The organism is Pseudomonas sp. 32_A (genome assembly GCF_017490905.1).
In the GTDB taxonomy this organism is placed as follows: domain Bacteria; phylum Pseudomonadota; class Gammaproteobacteria; order Pseudomonadales; family Pseudomonadaceae; genus Aquipseudomonas; species Aquipseudomonas inefficax.
This window is the reverse complement of the sequence record NZ_JAFGYI010000044.1, coordinates 28,462-45,972: the sequence shown is the minus strand read 5'-3', so window position 1 is coordinate 45,972 and position 17,511 is coordinate 28,462. Positions and strand designations below refer to the sequence as shown.

General features: G+C 66.2%; 11 protein-coding genes and 1 pseudogene. All 12 read right to left on the bottom strand.

All coding sequences use genetic code 11. From position 1 onward, the window contains the following. Nucleotides 1-291, bottom strand: a pseudogene (locus J5M58_RS28030) (hypothetical protein); the annotation flags it as partial. Next, complete coding sequence (gene pilO, locus J5M58_RS21855; RefSeq protein WP_112254033.1) at nucleotides 291-854, bottom strand: type 4a pilus biogenesis protein PilO; 564 nt, start codon at nucleotides 852-854, stop codon at nucleotides 291-293. The pseudogene J5M58_RS28030 and the gene pilO, both read right to left, overlap by 1 nt. Beyond that, complete coding sequence (locus J5M58_RS21850; protein ID WP_112254034.1) at nucleotides 841-1,383, bottom strand: PilN domain-containing protein; 543 nt, start codon at nucleotides 1,381-1,383, stop codon at nucleotides 841-843. The genes pilO and J5M58_RS21850 overlap by 14 nt, the downstream gene beginning before the upstream one ends. Before the next feature lies 1 nt (nucleotide 1,384). Continuing rightward, on the bottom strand, nucleotides 1,385-2,176 hold the full coding sequence (locus J5M58_RS21845; RefSeq protein WP_112254035.1) for a hypothetical protein: 792 nt from the start codon (nucleotides 2,174-2,176) through the stop codon (nucleotides 1,385-1,387). After that, on the bottom strand, nucleotides 2,160-3,965 hold the full coding sequence (locus J5M58_RS21840) for a GspE/PulE family protein (protein WP_243432447.1): 1,806 nt from the start codon (nucleotides 3,963-3,965) through the stop codon (nucleotides 2,160-2,162). Before J5M58_RS21840 ends, J5M58_RS21845 begins: the two co-directional genes overlap by 17 nt. Nucleotides 3,966-4,025: 60 nt before the next feature. Further along, a complete protein-coding gene (locus tag J5M58_RS21835) occupies nucleotides 4,026-4,559 on the bottom strand; it encodes a response regulator (protein ID WP_046614351.1) in 534 nt (177 codons plus the stop codon). Nucleotides 4,560-4,807: 248 nt separating this feature from the next. After that, nucleotides 4,808-5,449: a SurA N-terminal domain-containing protein gene (locus J5M58_RS21830; RefSeq protein WP_112254037.1), complete on the bottom strand. Its 642-nt coding sequence runs from the start codon at nucleotides 5,447-5,449 to the stop codon at nucleotides 4,808-4,810. Nucleotides 5,450-5,461: 12 nt separating this feature from the next. Continuing rightward, nucleotides 5,462-6,946, bottom strand: a complete 1,485-nt coding sequence (locus J5M58_RS21825) for an ABC transporter substrate-binding protein (RefSeq protein WP_243432446.1) — start codon at nucleotides 6,944-6,946, stop codon at nucleotides 5,462-5,464. Nucleotides 6,947-7,203: 257 nt separating this feature from the next. After that, complete coding sequence (locus J5M58_RS21820; RefSeq protein ID WP_207879574.1) at nucleotides 7,204-7,869, bottom strand: SCO family protein; 666 nt, start codon at nucleotides 7,867-7,869, stop codon at nucleotides 7,204-7,206. Beyond that, nucleotides 7,866-8,522 (bottom strand): SCO family protein, encoded by a 657-nt coding sequence (locus tag J5M58_RS21815; protein WP_207879573.1) that lies wholly within the window; start codon nucleotides 8,520-8,522, stop codon nucleotides 7,866-7,868. The genes J5M58_RS21820 and J5M58_RS21815 overlap by 4 nt, the downstream gene beginning before the upstream one ends. Beyond that, the gene (locus tag J5M58_RS21810) at nucleotides 8,519-10,495 is read right to left on the bottom strand and encodes a cytochrome D1 domain-containing protein (RefSeq protein ID WP_207879571.1); all 1,977 of its coding nucleotides are present in this window, start codon (nucleotides 10,493-10,495) and stop codon (nucleotides 8,519-8,521) included. Before J5M58_RS21810 ends, J5M58_RS21815 begins: the two co-directional genes overlap by 4 nt. Before the next feature lie 20 nt (nucleotides 10,496-10,515). Then, nucleotides 10,516-16,359 (bottom strand): manganese-oxidizing multicopper oxidase MnxG, encoded by a 5,844-nt coding sequence (gene mnxG / locus J5M58_RS21805; protein ID WP_207879569.1) that lies wholly within the window; start codon nucleotides 16,357-16,359, stop codon nucleotides 10,516-10,518. Nucleotides 16,360-17,511: the final 1,152 nt, after the last annotated feature.

The window sequence follows — 17,511 nt, the reverse complement described above, 5'->3', positions numbered from 1 at the left end:
TGAGGGGGCGACCGGGGCGGCGTTCACGGGTTGTTCGGTGACGGTGGCAAGGGCCTGGGGTCTGGTCCATTGCTGGGTTGGGAAGAGATCACCAGAGGCCTGTTCCGGCCTATTCGCGGGTGAACCCGCTCCCACAGGGGACGGGGACGCAGCCGAATCCTCTGTGGGAGCGGGCGCGCCCGCGAAGGGGGCGACACTATCTTCCTGGCCGAACCAGTGGCCCGGGGCCCAGGCCAGCGCCGCGCTGACGCCGAGGAAGCCAACCCAGATGACAGCACGTTGTGTGTTCATCACGACCTCGACAGGTAAAGGGTCATGCGCAGGCGGGCATTGAGCTCGCTGTCGCCAATGCGTTTGCGTTGCAGCTCCAGGTCTTCCAGCACCAGGGTCGGCAACTGCTTGAGCAGGCCCTTGAGAAAACCGCGAATCTGCGGGTAGCTGCCGCGCACCGGCAGCACGATCTGGTAGCGCGCCAGCTGCGTCCTGGGGTCGATGCCCAGGGCATATTCACCACGCGCCAGGCTGATATGCTCGGCGCTGGCCAGGTGGTACAGGCGCTCGATCAGCTCGCTGGCCTGGGGCTGCCCTGGCAGTTGCTGGCGCAGGCTATCGAGCGCCTGCTGCTCGGGTTTGACGGCGATCTTCAGCTCGCCACGCCTGACCCGCTCGACCTGCACGCTAGCGTCCGCTTCGGTGGCGCGCAGCTCGCGCAGGTTCTGCCATTGCGGCAACACCCCGGCGCACAGCACGCCTACGGCCAGCAGGCCCACCGCAACCGCCGCCAGGCCGACCGGGCCGATGCGACGCAGGCGCTCCTGGAGGATCAGGCTGTTCAGCGATTCACGGGCGCGCATGGCCGGTCTCCCAGGTGGCGGTGAGGGTGAAGCGCACCGGGCGCTCGGGCTGCGCGGCCAGCACCTCGTGGTTGAGCAGCGACACATCGCTGAGCTCGGCACTGGCTTCCAGGCGCTGGTGGTACTGGAGCATCGCTTCCAGGTTGCGCGCCTCGGCGGTGATGCGCAGTTGGCCTTTGCGCGCGTCGGGGGCCAGGCTGAGCAACGCCACGTCGTCCTGGGGCTGCGCTTCGAGCATGGCGAACAGCTGCTGCCAGGGCCGTTGCAACTGCTGCGAGACGCTTTGCATCTGGGCCAGGCGCTCAGCCTGTTCACGGCTGGCGGCGCTGCTCAGCGGCGCGACGGTGGCCGGGCGACGGCCCAGTTGTTGCTCCAGGCTGTGCACGCTGGCCTCCCGCTCGACCTGCTCGGCCTGCAAGCTTTGTTGCAGCAGCACCAGGCCGGCGACCATGGCGCTCGCCACGGCCAGCAGCGACCAGGCCAACGGGCTGTTGCGCCGGGGCTGGAACTCCAGGTCCAGGCGGCGCATGTCAGGCCACCGCCCGCCACATGGCGCACAGCGGGTCGGCATCGCTGGCCGGCTGGCACAGTTGCACCGCCGCCAGTTGCGGCACCTCGCCCCGGCCCGGGGCATGCAGGTAGACCCGTGGCAGGTGCTCGCCATACAGCTCGCAGGTGCGCTCGATCAGTGCTTGCAGGGCCTGGTCGCTATCGGCGCAGCCTTGCGCCAGCACTTGCTGCCAGGCCCCGCCGGCAGCCAGCAGCAGCACGCTGCGGCGCGGTTCGGCCAGGACGAACAGGAAGTCGCCCTGCTCCAGCTGTGCCGAGCAGCGGTTGTAGGCGGCCATCAGGTACGGCTGCACCGAGCGCAGGCTCAGGTGGTTTTCCCGGCCCAGCGCCTGCAGCCGCTGCAGCAGGGCTTCGGGCAACGCCGTGGCGATGCGCGCGGCACCGGCCGGCTCGGGCGACAACACGATGCGCCAGTCGTCCAGCGGCTGCCCGTAGAGGTTTTCGAAACAGGCCCGGGCGTAGGCGTCCAGCTCGCGCGGGTGGCTGATGGCATCACTCCAGGGCACCAGGCAGAAGCGGCTGTAGCGGGCCGACAGCAGCACCCGCAACTGGGCACCACGCACGGCATGCTCGGCCAGCAGCGTGGCCAGGGCGTCGACGGCGGCCTCCCAGGCCGGTTGAGCGGCATCGCAGGTAAAGTCGCGGCTGCCCAGCCATTGGTGGTGATTGGCGTGCCAGCTACCCAGGCCTGCACCTTCGGCGCCGAGCACGGCGCTGTATCTGTAAGCGCCACGATCAGATGAATGTGACACGGTTGATCTCCTCGAGAGTGGTACGGCCATCCCGGACCAGGTCCAGGGCCGAGGCCCGCAGCAGGCGCAGGCCGCGCTGGCAGGCGAGGTTCTTGATCTGCGACAGAGGGCGGCGCTCGACAATCATTTGCCGCAGGTCGTCGTCCAGGTGCAGCAGTTCGGCGATGGCACTGCGGCCGCGGTAGCCACTGCCGCGGCATTGGCCGCAGCCCTGGGCGCGGACGAACTTCCAGCCGGCCACGCCCTCGCGGGTCAGGCCTGCGCCGTACAGGGTGTCGTCGTCGACTTCGCACGGCGTGGCGCAGTGCGGGCAGGCCAGGCGGATCAGGCGCTGGGCCAGCACCGCATTGAGCGCGGAGACGAAGCTGTAGGGGTCGACCTGCATCTGGCTGAAGCGGCCGATCACATCGAACACGTTGTTGGCGTGGATGGTGGTGAATACCAGGTGGCCGGTGAGCGCCGACTGCACGGCGATTTGCGCGGTGTCGGGATCGCGGATTTCACCGACCAGGATCTTGTCCGGGTCGTGGCGCAGGATCGAGCGCAGGCCACGGGCGAACGTCAGGCCCTTCTTCTCGTTGACCGGGATCTGCAGCACACCGGGCAGCTGGTATTCGACCGGGTCCTCGATGGTGATGATCTTGTCCACGCCGTGGTTGATCTCGCTGATCATGGCGTACAGGGTGGTGGTCTTGCCGCTGCCGGTGGGGCCGGTGACCAGGATCATGCCGTAGGGTTCGGCAGCCAACCGGCGCAGGGCGCGCAGGGTTTCCTCGGCAAAGCCCAGGGCCTGCAGCTGCACACCGCTGACCCGGTCGGACAGGTCCTGCTTGTCGAGCACCCGCAGCACCGCGTCTTCGCCGAAGATGCTGGGCATGATCGATACCCGGAAGTCGATTTGCCGGTCGCCCACGGCAACCTTGAAACGGCCGTCCTGGGGCACGCGTTTTTCGCCGATGTCCAGCTCGGCCATCACCTTGATGCGCGAGATCACCTGGTCGGCGAAGGCGCTGCCGCTGGCCTTGCCGGCGCCGTTGAGCACGCCGTCGATACGGTACTTGATGGTCAGGCCCTGGCCGGTCATGCCCAGGTGGATGTCGCTGGCGTGCAGCTTCAGGGCGTCATACAAGGTTGAGTTGACCAGCTTGACCACGCGGCTCTGGTCTTCGCTGATACTGGCCAGCGACAGGCGCTGCAGCGGGTCGCTTTCGCTGCTGGCTTCGGCGTCGTGGTCAAGAGCATCCACGGCGTGGAAGCTTTCTTCGTGGCGGGCCAGGAAGGTAGCCAGGTCTGCAGCGTGGGCCAGGTAAAGCGGTGCGCCTTGCAGCACATCGTCGATCCAGGCCAGGCGGGCATGGTCGAAGGGGTCGGCGAAAACGCCCAGCAGTTGGCCGCCCTGCTCGATCAGCACGAATTCGCGCTTCAGGCACATCGCCAGGCTGACCTTGTCGAAGCGTGGGGTGCTGGCCAGCAGGGTGTGGCTGTCCAGCACCGGGTAATGCAGGGTCAGGCCCAGGCGCTGGGTGAAGGTGTCGGGGGTGTCGCAGGCCAGTTGTTCCAGGCGAGTGAGCAGGCGTTCGTCGCTGGTTTGCAGGCGGGCCTGGGCCAGCAGGTCGCGGGGGTAGGCAGAATGCGCTTTTGCCTGTTCCGGCCCTTTCGCGGGTAAACCCGCTCCCACAGGATGTCCAAGGTCTTCAGGATTGCAGTGCCCCTGTGGGAGCGGGTTTACCCGCGAAGAGGCCGGTGCAGGCAGTAACGCTTCCTGTGATGCATCGAGTGCTTCTGGCATGGCCTGCGACTCCGCTCAGGGGCGCGTCGCAGGCTGGCTCGGCCAGGGGTGCGGGCGCCGCTATTCCCCTGTGAGCAGTTGATCGTCGTCGGGCCCTGGAGGCTTGGCGCCGTTACGGCGGCGGTCGGCCAAAACCCAGCTTCCATCGTACAACTGCAGGGGGAACGATTCGTTCCTGTTCTGGCGTCGCTCGACGAACCCTTCAGCCGGGTTGTCCGTGGCCCTGCGCCGGCGCTCGATGCCCATCAGGTCGAAGATCGCACGGGCCAGTTCCACCAATGGGAACGGCTTGAACAGGACATGGCTCACCCCCAGTTCGGCGGCCCGCTCACGCACCTCGACAGTGGGGTGGGCGGTAATCAGCACGAAGTGGCACTGCCTGTTCCTGCGTACGGTCTCCAGAACCTGAAAACCCTCCATGTCGGGCAAGCGGTAATCCAGCACGATCACTTGCGGTGCCAGGCTTGCGGCCTGCTCGATACCACTGGCACCGTCGTGGGCAACATGAACTTCCAGGCCTTGCGCCTGCAGGTACGCTTGCAGGTTCTGCGCAAGAGTCTGTTCGTCATCGACTACCAATACTCTGTTCACCAAGGTCGACTCCCAAGAACTGCCCGGTAACCCGGTCTGCGAAGTGCGCCCCTGTACAGGCTTGAGCAGGCTTCGTGCCAGGCGTGAATAGTCATGCTGCACCACTGTAAGTCATTGATTTTCCGAGGGCACCGTCCAGCGTCGGCAACGCGACGGGCAGGCACGCCGGCCCCGTTCCCCACATGCGGGGAAACTGCTGGCACGCTGCCAGATCGTTATTCCCCATCATTGGGTAAACGCCATCAGGGACCTCAGTCGGCGATCTCCACCGTAGCGGACGCGCGCAAACGTTGGCGCACGGACTGGCGCGCCTGCGCCTCCCGCTGCCCGATGAGCGTGGCCCTGGCCAGTACCAGGCCCTGTTCGCGTATGACCGAAGGCTCGTCACTTTGTTGCTGCGCTCCTTGCAGGGTTTCCCGGTTGGCATCATAGAATGCTTCCACTTCGGCCTGGCTGGGCGCGGCGATCGCGCTGAGCTGGGCATACACCTGCTGCGCGGCCAGCTCGCGCCGGGTGTACTCATTGTACTGTGCCCTATCGAAACCCGCTTCCGCCAGCCGCCGTTCGAAAATTGCCGGGCTGCCAAGCGCAGCCTCGACCTGGCCCACATGCGCCGACACCTGCTCGTCGCTGATGGCTATGCCGCGGTGCTGGGCCTCCTGCCACAACAGCTCCTTGTCGATCAGTTCATCCAGGGCCTGGTCGCGCAGGCGCTGGTACAGGTTCGGGTTGCGGATACTGGCCACCGCGCGGCCCTGGGTGTCCAGGTATTCGCTGAAATAGCGCTCCAGGCGCATCGTCCCGATCTCCACACCGTTGACCCGCGCCGCCGGCATATCGGCCCAGCTTGCCTTGGCCAGTACCTGCAACAGGCACAACAACAGAACACGCATGGCAACCTCCGCTCAAGGGCTGTCCGGCAGCGGCCGGTACGGGGTGACTGCGGTAAAGCGCGGCCCGGGCAGGGCCACCGCCACCACATGGGCACCGGCCATGCCCTGGCGGCGACCCGGGCCGAAGCCCAAGGCCGGGGTCAGGCCGGTGAACACATCATGCAGGCCTTCCAGCGCGGCAATCAGCTGCTCGCGGCTGGTGTCACGGCCAGTCTGCTTCAACGCTTCGCTCAGCAGGCGCAGGGCGCACAGGGTATTGACCTGCAGCGACGCCTGGCGGGGGTCGAGGCCGTGGCGCTGCTGCAGGCCGGCCAGCGTCGCCAGGCCCTGTTCGGTCCAGTCCTCGGGCACGTAGGGATAAGCCAGGAACACCCGTTGCGACCAGAACTCGGGCAAGCGCGCCACGGCGCCGGTCACTTGGCTGGAGGCGCCAAACAGGTATGGCTGGCGGCCGGCTGACTGCAGCGCCGAAGCCAGTTCGGCAAAGGCCTGGGCACGGCCGAGGAAGACAATGCCCTGCCCGTCCACGGCCTGGCCAGCAAAGGCCTGGGCCGCAGGTGTTGCCCAGCCCTGCTGCTGCAGGCGTTCGCGCACCTGCTCGGCCAACGCCGCTTGTTCATTGCCGGCATACACCACACGCAAGTCGTCCGCTTTCAGGCCCAGCGTCGCTCGGGCGTGGCCGGCCAGGCTCAGCAATTGCGCGGGCAAGCCGGGCAACGGGTCGAAAATCTGTGGGCTGCCGCCGCTGCGTGGGGTGCTGCCGATCAGCGGTACATTATGGGGGGCCAGCAAGGTTGCCAGGCGTTGGTCGAGCATCGGTGCCAATGGCGCGATCAGGGCAAACACCCGCTCCTGCTCCAGCAATTGCTGCAGGGCCCGTTCGGCGCTGGCGGGGTTGCCGCCCGGGTCGAGCACCACCAGTTCCAGGCGTCGCCCGTGGATGCCGCCTTGCTGGTTGAGTTGCGTCAGGCCGTCTTCCAGCACCGCACGCACCACCTGCCCGGCCTCGGCCAACGGGCCGGAGGCCGGCAGCAAGGTGCCCAGGCGCAACACGCCCTCCTCTACCCCGGGATCGCGTTCCTGGGCCAGGCGCTTGAGGTAGGCCGTGAGATTGCGCTGGTCGGCCAGGGTCAGCTCGAAGCGCGGCATGGCCGGATCCAGGCGATTGCCTGCCGGATCGACGCCACGCTGAATGGCCCGGGCCAGGCTGCTGTCGGTGTAGGCCGGATAGCGTCGTCCGTTGACCTCGCGTTCGCCCTGGCCTAGCGCAAGGCGTTGCCAGTCGAGGCTGGGTGGGCGCACCCCCCCTTCGGCGCGGCCGCGGCCATCGTTGCCGTGGCAGCTGGCGCAGGGCAGCACGCTGGCGGGGACTGTCATGTCGCTGGCACCGACCCGGGCCTGCAGCTGTGCGTCGCTGCTGGAGACGCCCTGGCGGTAGAGGTGTTTGCCGGCTTGTTCATGTTCGGTCAGGTCCAGGGCGAGTGCACCGCTGCACATGGCAATGCCTACTGCGAATGCCAGATAGCGCAGCACTGCCTCAATACAGACGCGAATCCCTGTAGGAGCGGCCTTGTGTCGCGATCGGGCGCGCAGCGGCCGCAGGACCGGCGAATGTGTTTCATCAGGTACTCCGGGTATGCCGGTATTACGGCCGCTGCGCGCCCGATCGCGACACAAGGCCGCTCCTACAGGGATTCGCGCCGGGATTCGCGCCAAATTTGGCGCCGGCATTGGCGAAGTACTGCGCATGATGCTCACCGCCCTGCCAAAGGCAGGGCCAGCAACTGCATGCGCTGGGCAATCGCCGCCGGCGGTGCATCCGGGCGGATCTTGCTCCAGCGCTTGCCGGCCACATCGCCGGCAATCAGCTGTGTCGAATGCTGCTCGGGGCTGGGCAGGAACTGGCCGATGCGGCCGAGCACCAGGTCGACATTGGCTTTGTCACCGGTCAGGAACAACCAGTTGGGCCCGTCCACGCCCTGCTTCCCGGCAAACGCCTTGAGCACCTCAGGGCTGTCGTTGAGCGGGTCGCTGCTGATCGACACGAAGGTCACCTGGCTGGCCAGCTGCGGCCCCATGGCCTCGCGGACTTCGCGCAACTTGCGGGTAATCAGCGGGCAGGCGTCGGTGCAGTGGGTGAAGATCACGTTGAGCATCACCACCTTGTCCTTCAGCACATCGCTGTAGAAGCGCAGCTCGCGGCCGTTCTGGTCCTTGAGCACAGTGTCGGTGAACCAGGTCTGGGCATCACGGGTGCCGCCGCCACTGGTCATCGCCGGCGGGGCCGGCTGCGGTTCTGGCGCCTGCGCGGCATGGCCGTCATGGGCCAACGCCACCGAGGCGAGGATCCACAGGCAGCCCCCCAGCACCAGCCAGTCAAAACCGCGCATGCCTACGCGGCGGGAGCTTGTCTGGCTCATGGTTGCACCTCGTGATGGTCGGCAATCGCCGTGCTCTTGGCATGCACCCGGCGGGCGCCGAGGCGGTTGACTTCATCGATCAGCACTGCCGGGTCGGTGAAGCCGTAGTAGCGCGTCCAGTGCCCGGTGCGCCCGTCACCTACCAGGATCAGCGGCGGATGCTGGGTGAGGTCGGCGCTGAAACTGCCCAGACCCTTGAGGGTTTCGCTGATAGCGTATGGCGTGCCGGTCAGCCAGCTCCAGCCCGGCCCCTTCTGGAAGGCCTTGGCGTAGCTCTGCAGGCGCCTGGCGTCGTCACGTTGCGGGTCGACGCTGATCGACACCAGATGAATGTCCTGCCCTACCCGGCCACCCAATTGCTGCTGGACCTTGCCCATGATCGACGACACCACCGGGCACACCGTGGTGCAGCTGGTGTAGATGAAGCCCATGACCACCAGATGGTCGCCTACCAGGTCTTTCTCCAGGCGTACCGGCATACCGTCCTGGTTCAGCAGCGAGACATCGGCAAAGCGCACGCTGGCCTTTTCCTGGCGCGCCGCCGGCGGCTGTGCGGCGTGGCCATCATGATCGTGGCCGCCATGGGCCATGGCCAGGTTGCCGGCAAAAGCCAGGCTCAGGGCCAGCAGTTTGCAAGGATGCTTGGCGTTCATCGCAGGTTCCTCACATCATTCTCGGAAACGGTGGACGTGGCGGCCGGCAGGACGCGCAGGCTGGTGTAGTTTTCCTCGGCGAACCTGCGCCCCAGCGACGGCGATTGCACATGCAGGTACCAGGCGCCGGCTTCGGGCAGGGTCAGGGCGGCCTGGTAGATGCCCTCGCCCACCTCCTCCAGCTGCAAGTTGCGCGGCATCGACGAAGGCGCCAGGAAGTAGCGCAGGCTCAGGTCGCTCAGGCCCAGGCGCGGCTGGCCGTCGTCGCCGACGATGCGCACCCGTGCAGTAATGGCGCTGTGCTGCGACAACGGCCGGTCGAGGCCGATGAACTCGGCGTGCGCGCCCTTGCGCTTGCCGGTATTCGGCGCCACGGCCACGTCGGTGCTGAAGCAGTGGATGATCTGCGGCTGGTTGAGCAGGAAGGCCACATCGAACTTGCCGGCGGCGGGCATCTTCACCGTCGAGCCGTACACGCCCGGCGCCAGCTCGCGCAGGCTGCGGTCGACGACAATGGCGGCGCGAGCCTGGTGGCCACGGTTGTTGTAGCCGGACATCGGTGCGTTCATGCCTTCGGCATAGAAGTAGGTGGTGTTGTCCACCGGGTTGACCACGAACACCGAATTGTCGTCACGTGACACCGACAGGCCCTGGGCCAGCGGCAGGTCACCAGCCTGGCGTGGCGCCGCCGGGCCGGCCTCGAAGCCCTGGATGATCGGCGAGCGCCCTTCGCCCAGGCTGGCCAGGTTGATCATGCTCACCTTCGGCGACGCCAGGCCGCGTACGTAGGCATAGCCCTTGGTGAAGGTCAGCTGGTACGGTTCGGCCGCCACCGGGATTCGGTGGATCAGCCTGTCGGTACTGGCGTCGATCACCAGGGCCTGGTTCTCCAGGGTATTGAGCACGATGCCGTAGCGGCCATCGCTGCTGAAGCGCATCGGCCCCAGGCCCTGCTCGGCCTGGACGGTATGGCGCAGCTGGTGGTTGCGGGCATCGAACACGCGCACGCTGCCCTCCTTGCCATCGACCACGTACACCGCCTGGGACAACGCCGAATAACTGACCGACAGCGGATGCGGGCCGACCTTGATGGTCTTGGCCAGGCGCATTTCCGGGATGTCGATGATGCTCAGGGTGCCGCTGTCACGGTTGCTGACAAAGGCGTAGCGCGAGTCGGAACTGAAGGCGATTTCGTGGTGGCCGCCGCCGGTGTTGAAGGTTTTCAGGGTGTTGCGCCCCGGTACATCGATCACCGTTACCCCGCCCTTGGCCGGGTCGCTGCTGTTGTTGCCTACCCACAGCCGGTGCTGGTCCGGCTGCAGGGCCACGCGCAGCGGCTGGTCGCCAGCCTCCAGGTCGGCCACGCGGGTGAAGGTTTCGGTGTCGATCACCGAGACCTTGCCGCGCTCGGGAATGGACACGAACACCTGCTTGTCATCACCGGTTGCCACCCAGTCCATGGGCCGCCCAGGCAGGTCGATACGGGCCATGGTACTGGTCACGCCGCCCACAGAAACGGTGGGGTCGATCACCGTCAGGCTGGCGTCCTTGTTCATCATCAACAGGAAGTAGCTATTCAGGTCGAGCAACGGACGGGCGCCGATACTGCTTTTGAGGAACAACGCGACACGGGCCTTGCAGCTCTGGTCGCGGTCCCCCTCCGGGGCCGACTGCGTCGGGTCGATCCATGCCCCCGGGGCCATGCCCGACAGCGGCTGGCCACTGGCCTGGTCGCTGACCTTGAAACGGATGTTGGCGAAGCTGCCCTCCTGCAGCTCGCCCCCCGCCAGCGGCCGCGCCTCGAACTCCACGGTCACGCCGTCCCGGCTGAGCCGGTGCAGGGCCTGCGGGTCGGCAGAGTCCTGCAACAGCTCGCGCGGATCGCACCAGAGGCTTTCATAGGCCACGCCCAGGCTAATCAGCACAGCCCCCAGTGCTACCCCCATGTATCCAAGGCGGGTCTTCTTGTTCATTTTCGCGCCCCCATCCACTTTCACTGCGCCGGTGCCGTTGCCGGTGGCGCTTCATTGGTCACCCGCAAGATCCCCCACAGCCCCGAGAGGTTGCCGTAGGCGGCGTAGTCGCGGAACAGGTAGTCACCCGCCACCGCGTTGGCGCCGCCGGCACTGGGCAGCATGAAGCTGAAGTGCGCCGCCGGCAGGACGCTTTCCTGGGCACCGATGTACATGGCCATCGGGTTGTAGCCGAAGCGCACCGAACCGATGCCGGGCAGGCTCAGCGGGTAGCCGTCCACGTCGTTCTTCTCGGCCTGGTAGTTGTGCAGTGGCCACAGGTGGCCATCCAGCTGGTAGACCATGCCGCGGCTGCCACCACTGGGCATCACGATATGGTTGCGCACCGGCTGGCCGGGCTTGGCGTACAGCACCGGGGTTTGCGGGTCGCCACCGACCAGGGCGTTGGCGTAGGCCATGTGGGCGTTGGGTACATCGCCAAAGCCCAGGCCGCCGGCGCGGCCGAAGGGTGAGTCGGGGGCCATGCCGAAGCGCAGCCACAGGGGTTCGGTCTTGTAGTTGACCGCCATGTTGCCGTTGTCCTGCGGGTCGCCGGCGGCGCCGTTGCCTTCGGTATTGATCCCCTCCACCGGTCGGCCGTCGGCCCAGCGCATGTTCAGCGCACGCTGCCAGACCGTGACGAAGTCGCGGTAGTCCGGCTGGCCGCTGACCTTGACCGTGGCCTGGGCCCGTGTTGCGGCGTCCTCGGTCCAGGTGGCAGTTTGCGGCAGGATGCTCATGGCACCCACCAGGCCTTTCTGCGGCTGCTTGATGACGTCCGACGGGGTCAGGTTGAGGCCACCGAACTCGATGGCCGTGCTGTTGATGTTGTCCACCGTGCGGCCCAGTTGCGACACCGGCTTGCCTTCACGCTCCAGGTGGCCCGCATAGTACTGGTAGGTCCGGGTCGGCCAGGCGCCACTGGTGCCGGCACGCGGGGGCACGGTCTGCACCGGGTTGAGGCCGACGTTGGCACCGTCCGACTTGGTGATGTCGTAGGCCAGCAGTTGGGCATGCAGGCCTACGTGGCTGGATGGCCGCATCAGGTTGTTGGCGAAGGCGGTGGCACCCTCGCTGTCGAAGCGGTCACGCTTGACCACGTTGTGCATCACCGCAGTGCTGGGCAGGTCCGGCATTACCAGCGGCAGGCGGTTTTCCAGGGTAATGCTGATGCACTCGCCGGCATTGGCGCGCAGCACCAGCGGCTCCACGGGCACCCCCGCCTTGAGCTTGCCGGTGGTGGCATCCAGGTCGGCCTTGCGCACGTACAGGATCGCGGTCGGGTCGTGCAGTGGCGCGCTGTGGCCACCAATGGTGAAGGGTTCCCCATCTTCGGGGTCTACCCCGCTGACCAGCGGGATGGCAGTCTTGCGGCTGTTGAACACCAAGGTGCCGCCGTTGGCCTTGAGCGGGCCGCCGACATGCTGGCCGACACCGGCCGGGTCGCTGATGCTGACGCCGTTGCGGTTCTCGAGAATGTCGTTGGCCAGTGCCGCGACGATCTCGTAGTTGCGCTTGACCGTGGGGCGGCTGCCGATGCCGTTGGGGTTGGCCGTGGTTTTCGGGCAGATGCCGTCGAAGTTCACGGTGTTGCGCATGGCCACCGGCTGCGGGTTGTTGGGCAGCGGGAACAGGTCGGCACGCTGCGCGGTGTAGTTGCGCATGATGCCCCAGATGCCGTTCCAGTACCCTTCCAGGGCCGCATCCAGCGAGTACAGGTAGTCACCGTTGGTGGCCGCCGAACTCGATATCATCGACACCGGCGCCATGAAGCCCAGTTGTTCGGAAATACCGATCATCTGCGATGCCTTCCAGCCGGAGTTGGAGCTGTTGCCGTAGCCGGTGCCGTTCTGCAGCCACTTCACGCCGTGCAAGGTGACGTTGTGCTCCTCTTCATGGCCGCCGGCGTGCATGCGCAGGCGTACGTTGTCACCGGAGTAGGTGCGCAGCATCGGGGTGAACGGGTCGCCGGGTTCGCTGCCGGCCGCGTTGATGTGCGGCGGGAACAGCGTAGTGCCACCGGTGGGGCCGACCGCCGAGGTGATCGCCGAGGGCGCCAGGTTCAGTGCCGGGATGGCGCGGTCGGTACGGGTTTGCAAGGCGTAGCTCAGGTCGCCGGCCAGGCCGTCGGCCTGCATGCCACGCTTGCCGTCCGGGCCGACCTTGTTCGGGTCGTACACCCGCAGGGCGAGGGGCTCGTTGCGGTAGTTGACGACGAACATGCCCGGGTCATCCACCGAGATCGCCTGCGGGCAAGGCCGGCTTGGGCAACCCGGGTTGATGCCGCCGCGTTCCTCGACGATGGCCTCCAGCAGGTTCGACGCCTTGCCGCGCACCGGCGGGTTGATGGCGTAGCGGAAGCTGTCTGCAGTGGCCGGGTACGACTGGCCATTGGGGATGCCGTCCGGCCCGGCGCCGACGTACACACCGGCCTCGTAGGCGTGCTGGAAGTCGCTGTATTCCAGGAAGAACTCGCGATAACTGTCGTTCTTGCCGTCGCCATCATGGTCACCGGTCTGGATCACTGCCTGCCACGAGGTCGGGCCACCGTCCTGGCGCGTGGCCGGGTTGTACAGTTTCTCGCCGGTTTCGGCGTGGTACCAGGTGGAGTTGGCCGGTTCGGCCAATACGGTGGCATACAGCCCAAGCTGCTGGTGGGTCGATGGGCCAAGGTGGTCGTGGGTGAAGATGGTGCCCAGGCCACGGTCCACGTTGTACACGTTCACCAGTGGGTCGGCGAACCAGCGCTGCATGGCCGTGCGTGCGCCCAGCCAGTCGGCCCGGCCGAAGCGGCCGAAGTACGGGTGCTGCCGGGCTTGCGGGCAGGCGGCGGTGCCGTCGCGGCTATCGCCCTGGGTGCAGCCGTTGTAGGCGCGAATGGCTTGCACCCGCTCGACCACGCTGCCGGGCGAGAGGATACCGTCTTCGTAGTTCCAGCCGTTGGCCGAGCCGTCGGCGGCGGTCAGGTCCCACTTGGGCAGGTGGATGTGCTGGCCGATCACGTCGGTCGGGGTGCGCACCTGGTAGTCGTCCATCTCGTAGATGTTCGGGATCAGGTTGGTGTGCTGGTACATGGTGCAGTCGAAGGTGTTCATGCGCATCACCAGCGGCTCTGGCGGGCGCTGCTTGGTGATCACCGGCCAAGCGTCTTCCCACAGGGCAATGATGCGGGCCTGCGGGAAGTGATAGCCGACCTTGTTGTACACCGCGTCGAACTGGATGTTGGCGCCCTTGTAGATGCGTGGGCGGTCGGCGGTGAAGGCCGACGCGCCACGGAAGTTCAGGCCCGACAGGCTTTCGCCGCTGAAGTACTCGCCTGCCCCGGAAGACTGGGTCAGGCGCTTGCCCCGGTCATCCATGCACGGCTCGTAGAACGGCGCGCCTGCCGTCGGCAAGGCGCCGTTGGTGCGGAACGCCTTGGCCACCGGCTGGCTGCCGGGGATCAGGGCAAAGCTTGGGTGTTCGGCCAGGGCGTGGAACTGCATGGCCGCTTGCTCGACATCGGTGCCCTCTTCAGGCAGGTAGATCGGCTTGGCCTTGTGTACCACCTTGGTGAAATCGAGCTTGGTGGTGGTGGTTTCGGCTTCGCCGCCAGCCGATACGCCGTCCAGCGCGTGGCGCCCCAGGCCGCCGTCCCAGCCATCGACCTGGTTCGGGTCGAGGTTGGCCCACAGTGCCTTGCCGCTTTCCTTGAGCTGGCGTGCCATGGCCGGGTCGAGCATGTCCAGAGGTGGGGTTGGTGGGCGGTTGCCCACGCTGCTTTCCATGCCGCCGATCCAGAACGGATAACCAGGGTTCTTCAAGGTGCCGTCGGCGTTGCGGTTGGCGTCGCTGCGGTCGACCAGCGCCAGCGAGCCGATGGCCTTGCGTACCGGCGTCTGGTCGCCTGGTTCGTCATCCTCTTCTTCGGGCTCGTCGTCATCGTTGGCGGCAACCAGCTCTTCGGACAGCTTCGGTACCACCACCACCTTGCCTGGCATCGGCGCCATGGCCTTGCCGGGCAGCGGCACGATGGCCGGGATCGGCGTGCCGGCAACGATCTCGCCATCGGGCAGCGCCCGGGCGCCAACTGCTGGCTTGCCGCTGCGCAGGGCGAACGGGGTGTCGTGGAAGCCGTTCTCGCCCTGCCCGCTCACCGCAAGGCGGGTGCCTTCCTCGAACACGTCGTGCACCCGCCACATGGCCCACATGCCTTGGGCGAAGTGCGGGTAGAAGTGGCAATGGTAAATGGCATCGCCCGCCACCCGGTTGCGGTTGCCCGCACCGCCATTGGCGATTTCGTAGGTGTAGCCGACCCCCGCGCCGATACCCTGGGCATCGATGTAGTCGGAATTGTCGTCATTGGGGTTGAACAGCCACTGGTGGCCGTGCAGGTGGAAGATGTGCTGTTCATGGCCGTTGTGGGTGTTGCGGAACTTGGTGAAGTCACCGATGTAGCTGTGGTGCACGTTGGCCGGTTCCGCCGGGAACAGGGCCATGCTGGCCTTGACCCCGACGGCGCTGGCTGGTGGTATCTCGCCAGGGCGGATGTGCTCCAGGCCGACGTTGGCCGGCACGTCCACCAAGGTCCCGACATCACCGACAGTGTGCGCACTGAGGAAGAACTCCTCATAGGCGCACGACAGGCAGTCATGCATCGGCCCCACGCCCAGGCGGTTGGCCACCACTTCGGCGCCCATGCCACCGGAACCGTAGTTGATCATGAATGAGTCGCGGGTGGGTTCCAGTACGTGGCCCATCACCGGGTCGGCCCAATAGCCAGGAAATGCCTGGGTGCCGGCCACCTCGTCGGCAAACTGCGAGGCGAAGTCACGGAACGCCTCCAGGCGGTTGGGCAGCGCCGGGTTGCGCTTGCCCAGGGTTTCCAGCGGGTAGGTGGATTTGGGGAAGCTGCCATCGGGGTTGGGGCCCATGACGATGGCATCGGTTTCGCTGTTGATGATCTGGTTGCCGTCGACCATGGCAATGATCGGTTTGCCGGCCTTGCCTTCGGCGATCCAGGGTTGCATTTGCGGGTAGCGCGCTTCGTAGTCGATCACCGGCTGGCCGGTGGCGGTACGGCCGGTGGTGGCCAGGCGCATTTCTTCTTCGGTGAGGGTATTGCGGTAGGTGCGGCCAAGTTTGGGCACCACCACTACCTGGCCGAACAGGCCGTTGGCAACGTTGCCCGCGGTACCCTCGCCGCCGAAGGTGGCGGCTTTGCTGGTAGCGGCGAAAGCGCCTTCGCGTTCGGCGTACAAGGTATAGCTGCGCGTGCTGCCGGGGCTGACCAAGAAGTTGCCGTTACGCCCGGTGTAGGCAGAGATGTCGGCGATGCTGTTGACCGCCTGCATGCCATTGACCTGGAAGCCGACCATGCGCTCGGCCACCTGCTCGTCGGCGACGAAGCCTTCGGCGGCTTCATTTTCGAGCTCCGGCCCCTCCTCTTCGCCCTCGGGCTCTTCAGCCTCGATGCCGTGCTTGTTGGGGTTGGCCTTGTAATCGAGCAGGTTGGTCAGGTTGACCGTAAGGCATTCACCGGCGGCCACCCGCAGCACGATGGGCCGCGGGCGCTTGTCCGGGCGCAGGGTGACCTTGCCCGGGACCGCCGCCCCGCCGATGCTGAGGGGGACCATCTTGTCGTCCACCACATCCTCGCGCAGGGCGAACATCATGCCGTTGGCGTTTTGCGCGCCAAGGCGGTTGAACATCAGTGGCTGGTCCAGTGCCACCACGTTGGCGACCAGGGTGCGCTGGCACTGCACGGCGGCTTCGCTGGTCGACTCCCAGCCGAGCAAGGCCAGAACGAGTGATGACAGGATGGGGCCTTTGAGTGGCATAGACATGCTGCACCTCCGGGACACAGGATCTCTGCGTGGAGCTGGAGCAAGGTGTATGCCAGGAGCGGATTGCTTTTATTTTCAGTTGGTTGCAGCGGTAAACGAAACAGATTGGGGAGGATTCCCCAGCGGTTTTCCCCGAAACGGGGGGTGGGTTGCGGGTGTTCATCACGAGATTTTCAGAGCCTGTGAGATCGAGCGCCGCCCGCGCGGCGCTTCGCGGGACAAGCCCGCTCCCACATTTGTTGCAACGTGCCGAACCTGTCAGGCCATGGTTGCCTGCCTTGGAGCACGTCTTGAGACTGGTGAGGCGGCAGCAGCGCCAACCGAGAAATCGAGTCAGACCAACAAGGCTGACAACCATGGCCTAACAGACATGGCCACGTTGCAACAAATGTGGGAGCGGGCTTGCCCCGCGAAGCGCCGCGCGGGCGGCGCTCGATCTAACTGGCACCGACAATGGAGTGGCGGACACATGGCAGCCCTGACCCCAACCTCTCGCCCTACACCCCACAGCCAACAAAGCCATCACCTGTAAGACATTTCTGAACATAAAACCAAATACTTCAGAAACGACCCGCTTGGGAATTATCCTACGCGCGCTGCCGAACTATCGCTGTTGTCGGGGAAACACCTCACGGATAACGTTTTCGGGTCGCTCCGGTGACCGGGCATGAGAACCCGACAGATAAGCTAGCAGCACCTCTATGGTGGCCGTACGTGGGCGGTCTTTCGCCTGGCCGGGTCTTTGCTAGCTTCTTCTCGGCTTTCGCACGCCCGCGTACGGCTGCCACCTTCAGTCGACTGGCCTCATCGCCGGCAAGCCAGCTCTCATAGAACTGCACATAACTCATCGAATTAGCAGGGACTCTGTGGGAGCGGCTTCAGCCGCGAACACCGGCGCAGCCGGTGCCATGCACCGCGTTGGATTCTTCGCGGCTAAAGCCGCTCCCACAGGGTACGCGGCCGCTTGCGAATTCAGTTTTCTACGCGACAGCGCAGCCCAAAGGGCTGGGCAATCTCCCACAGGTACAGCATTGTTCTCGAGGTTGTCGCAGTACCTGTAGGAGCGGCCTTGTGTCGCGATGGGGCGCGCAGCGGCCCCAGGATCTTGGCTGCGGTGCGGATATCGCTGGGGCCGCGTTGCGGCCCGATCGC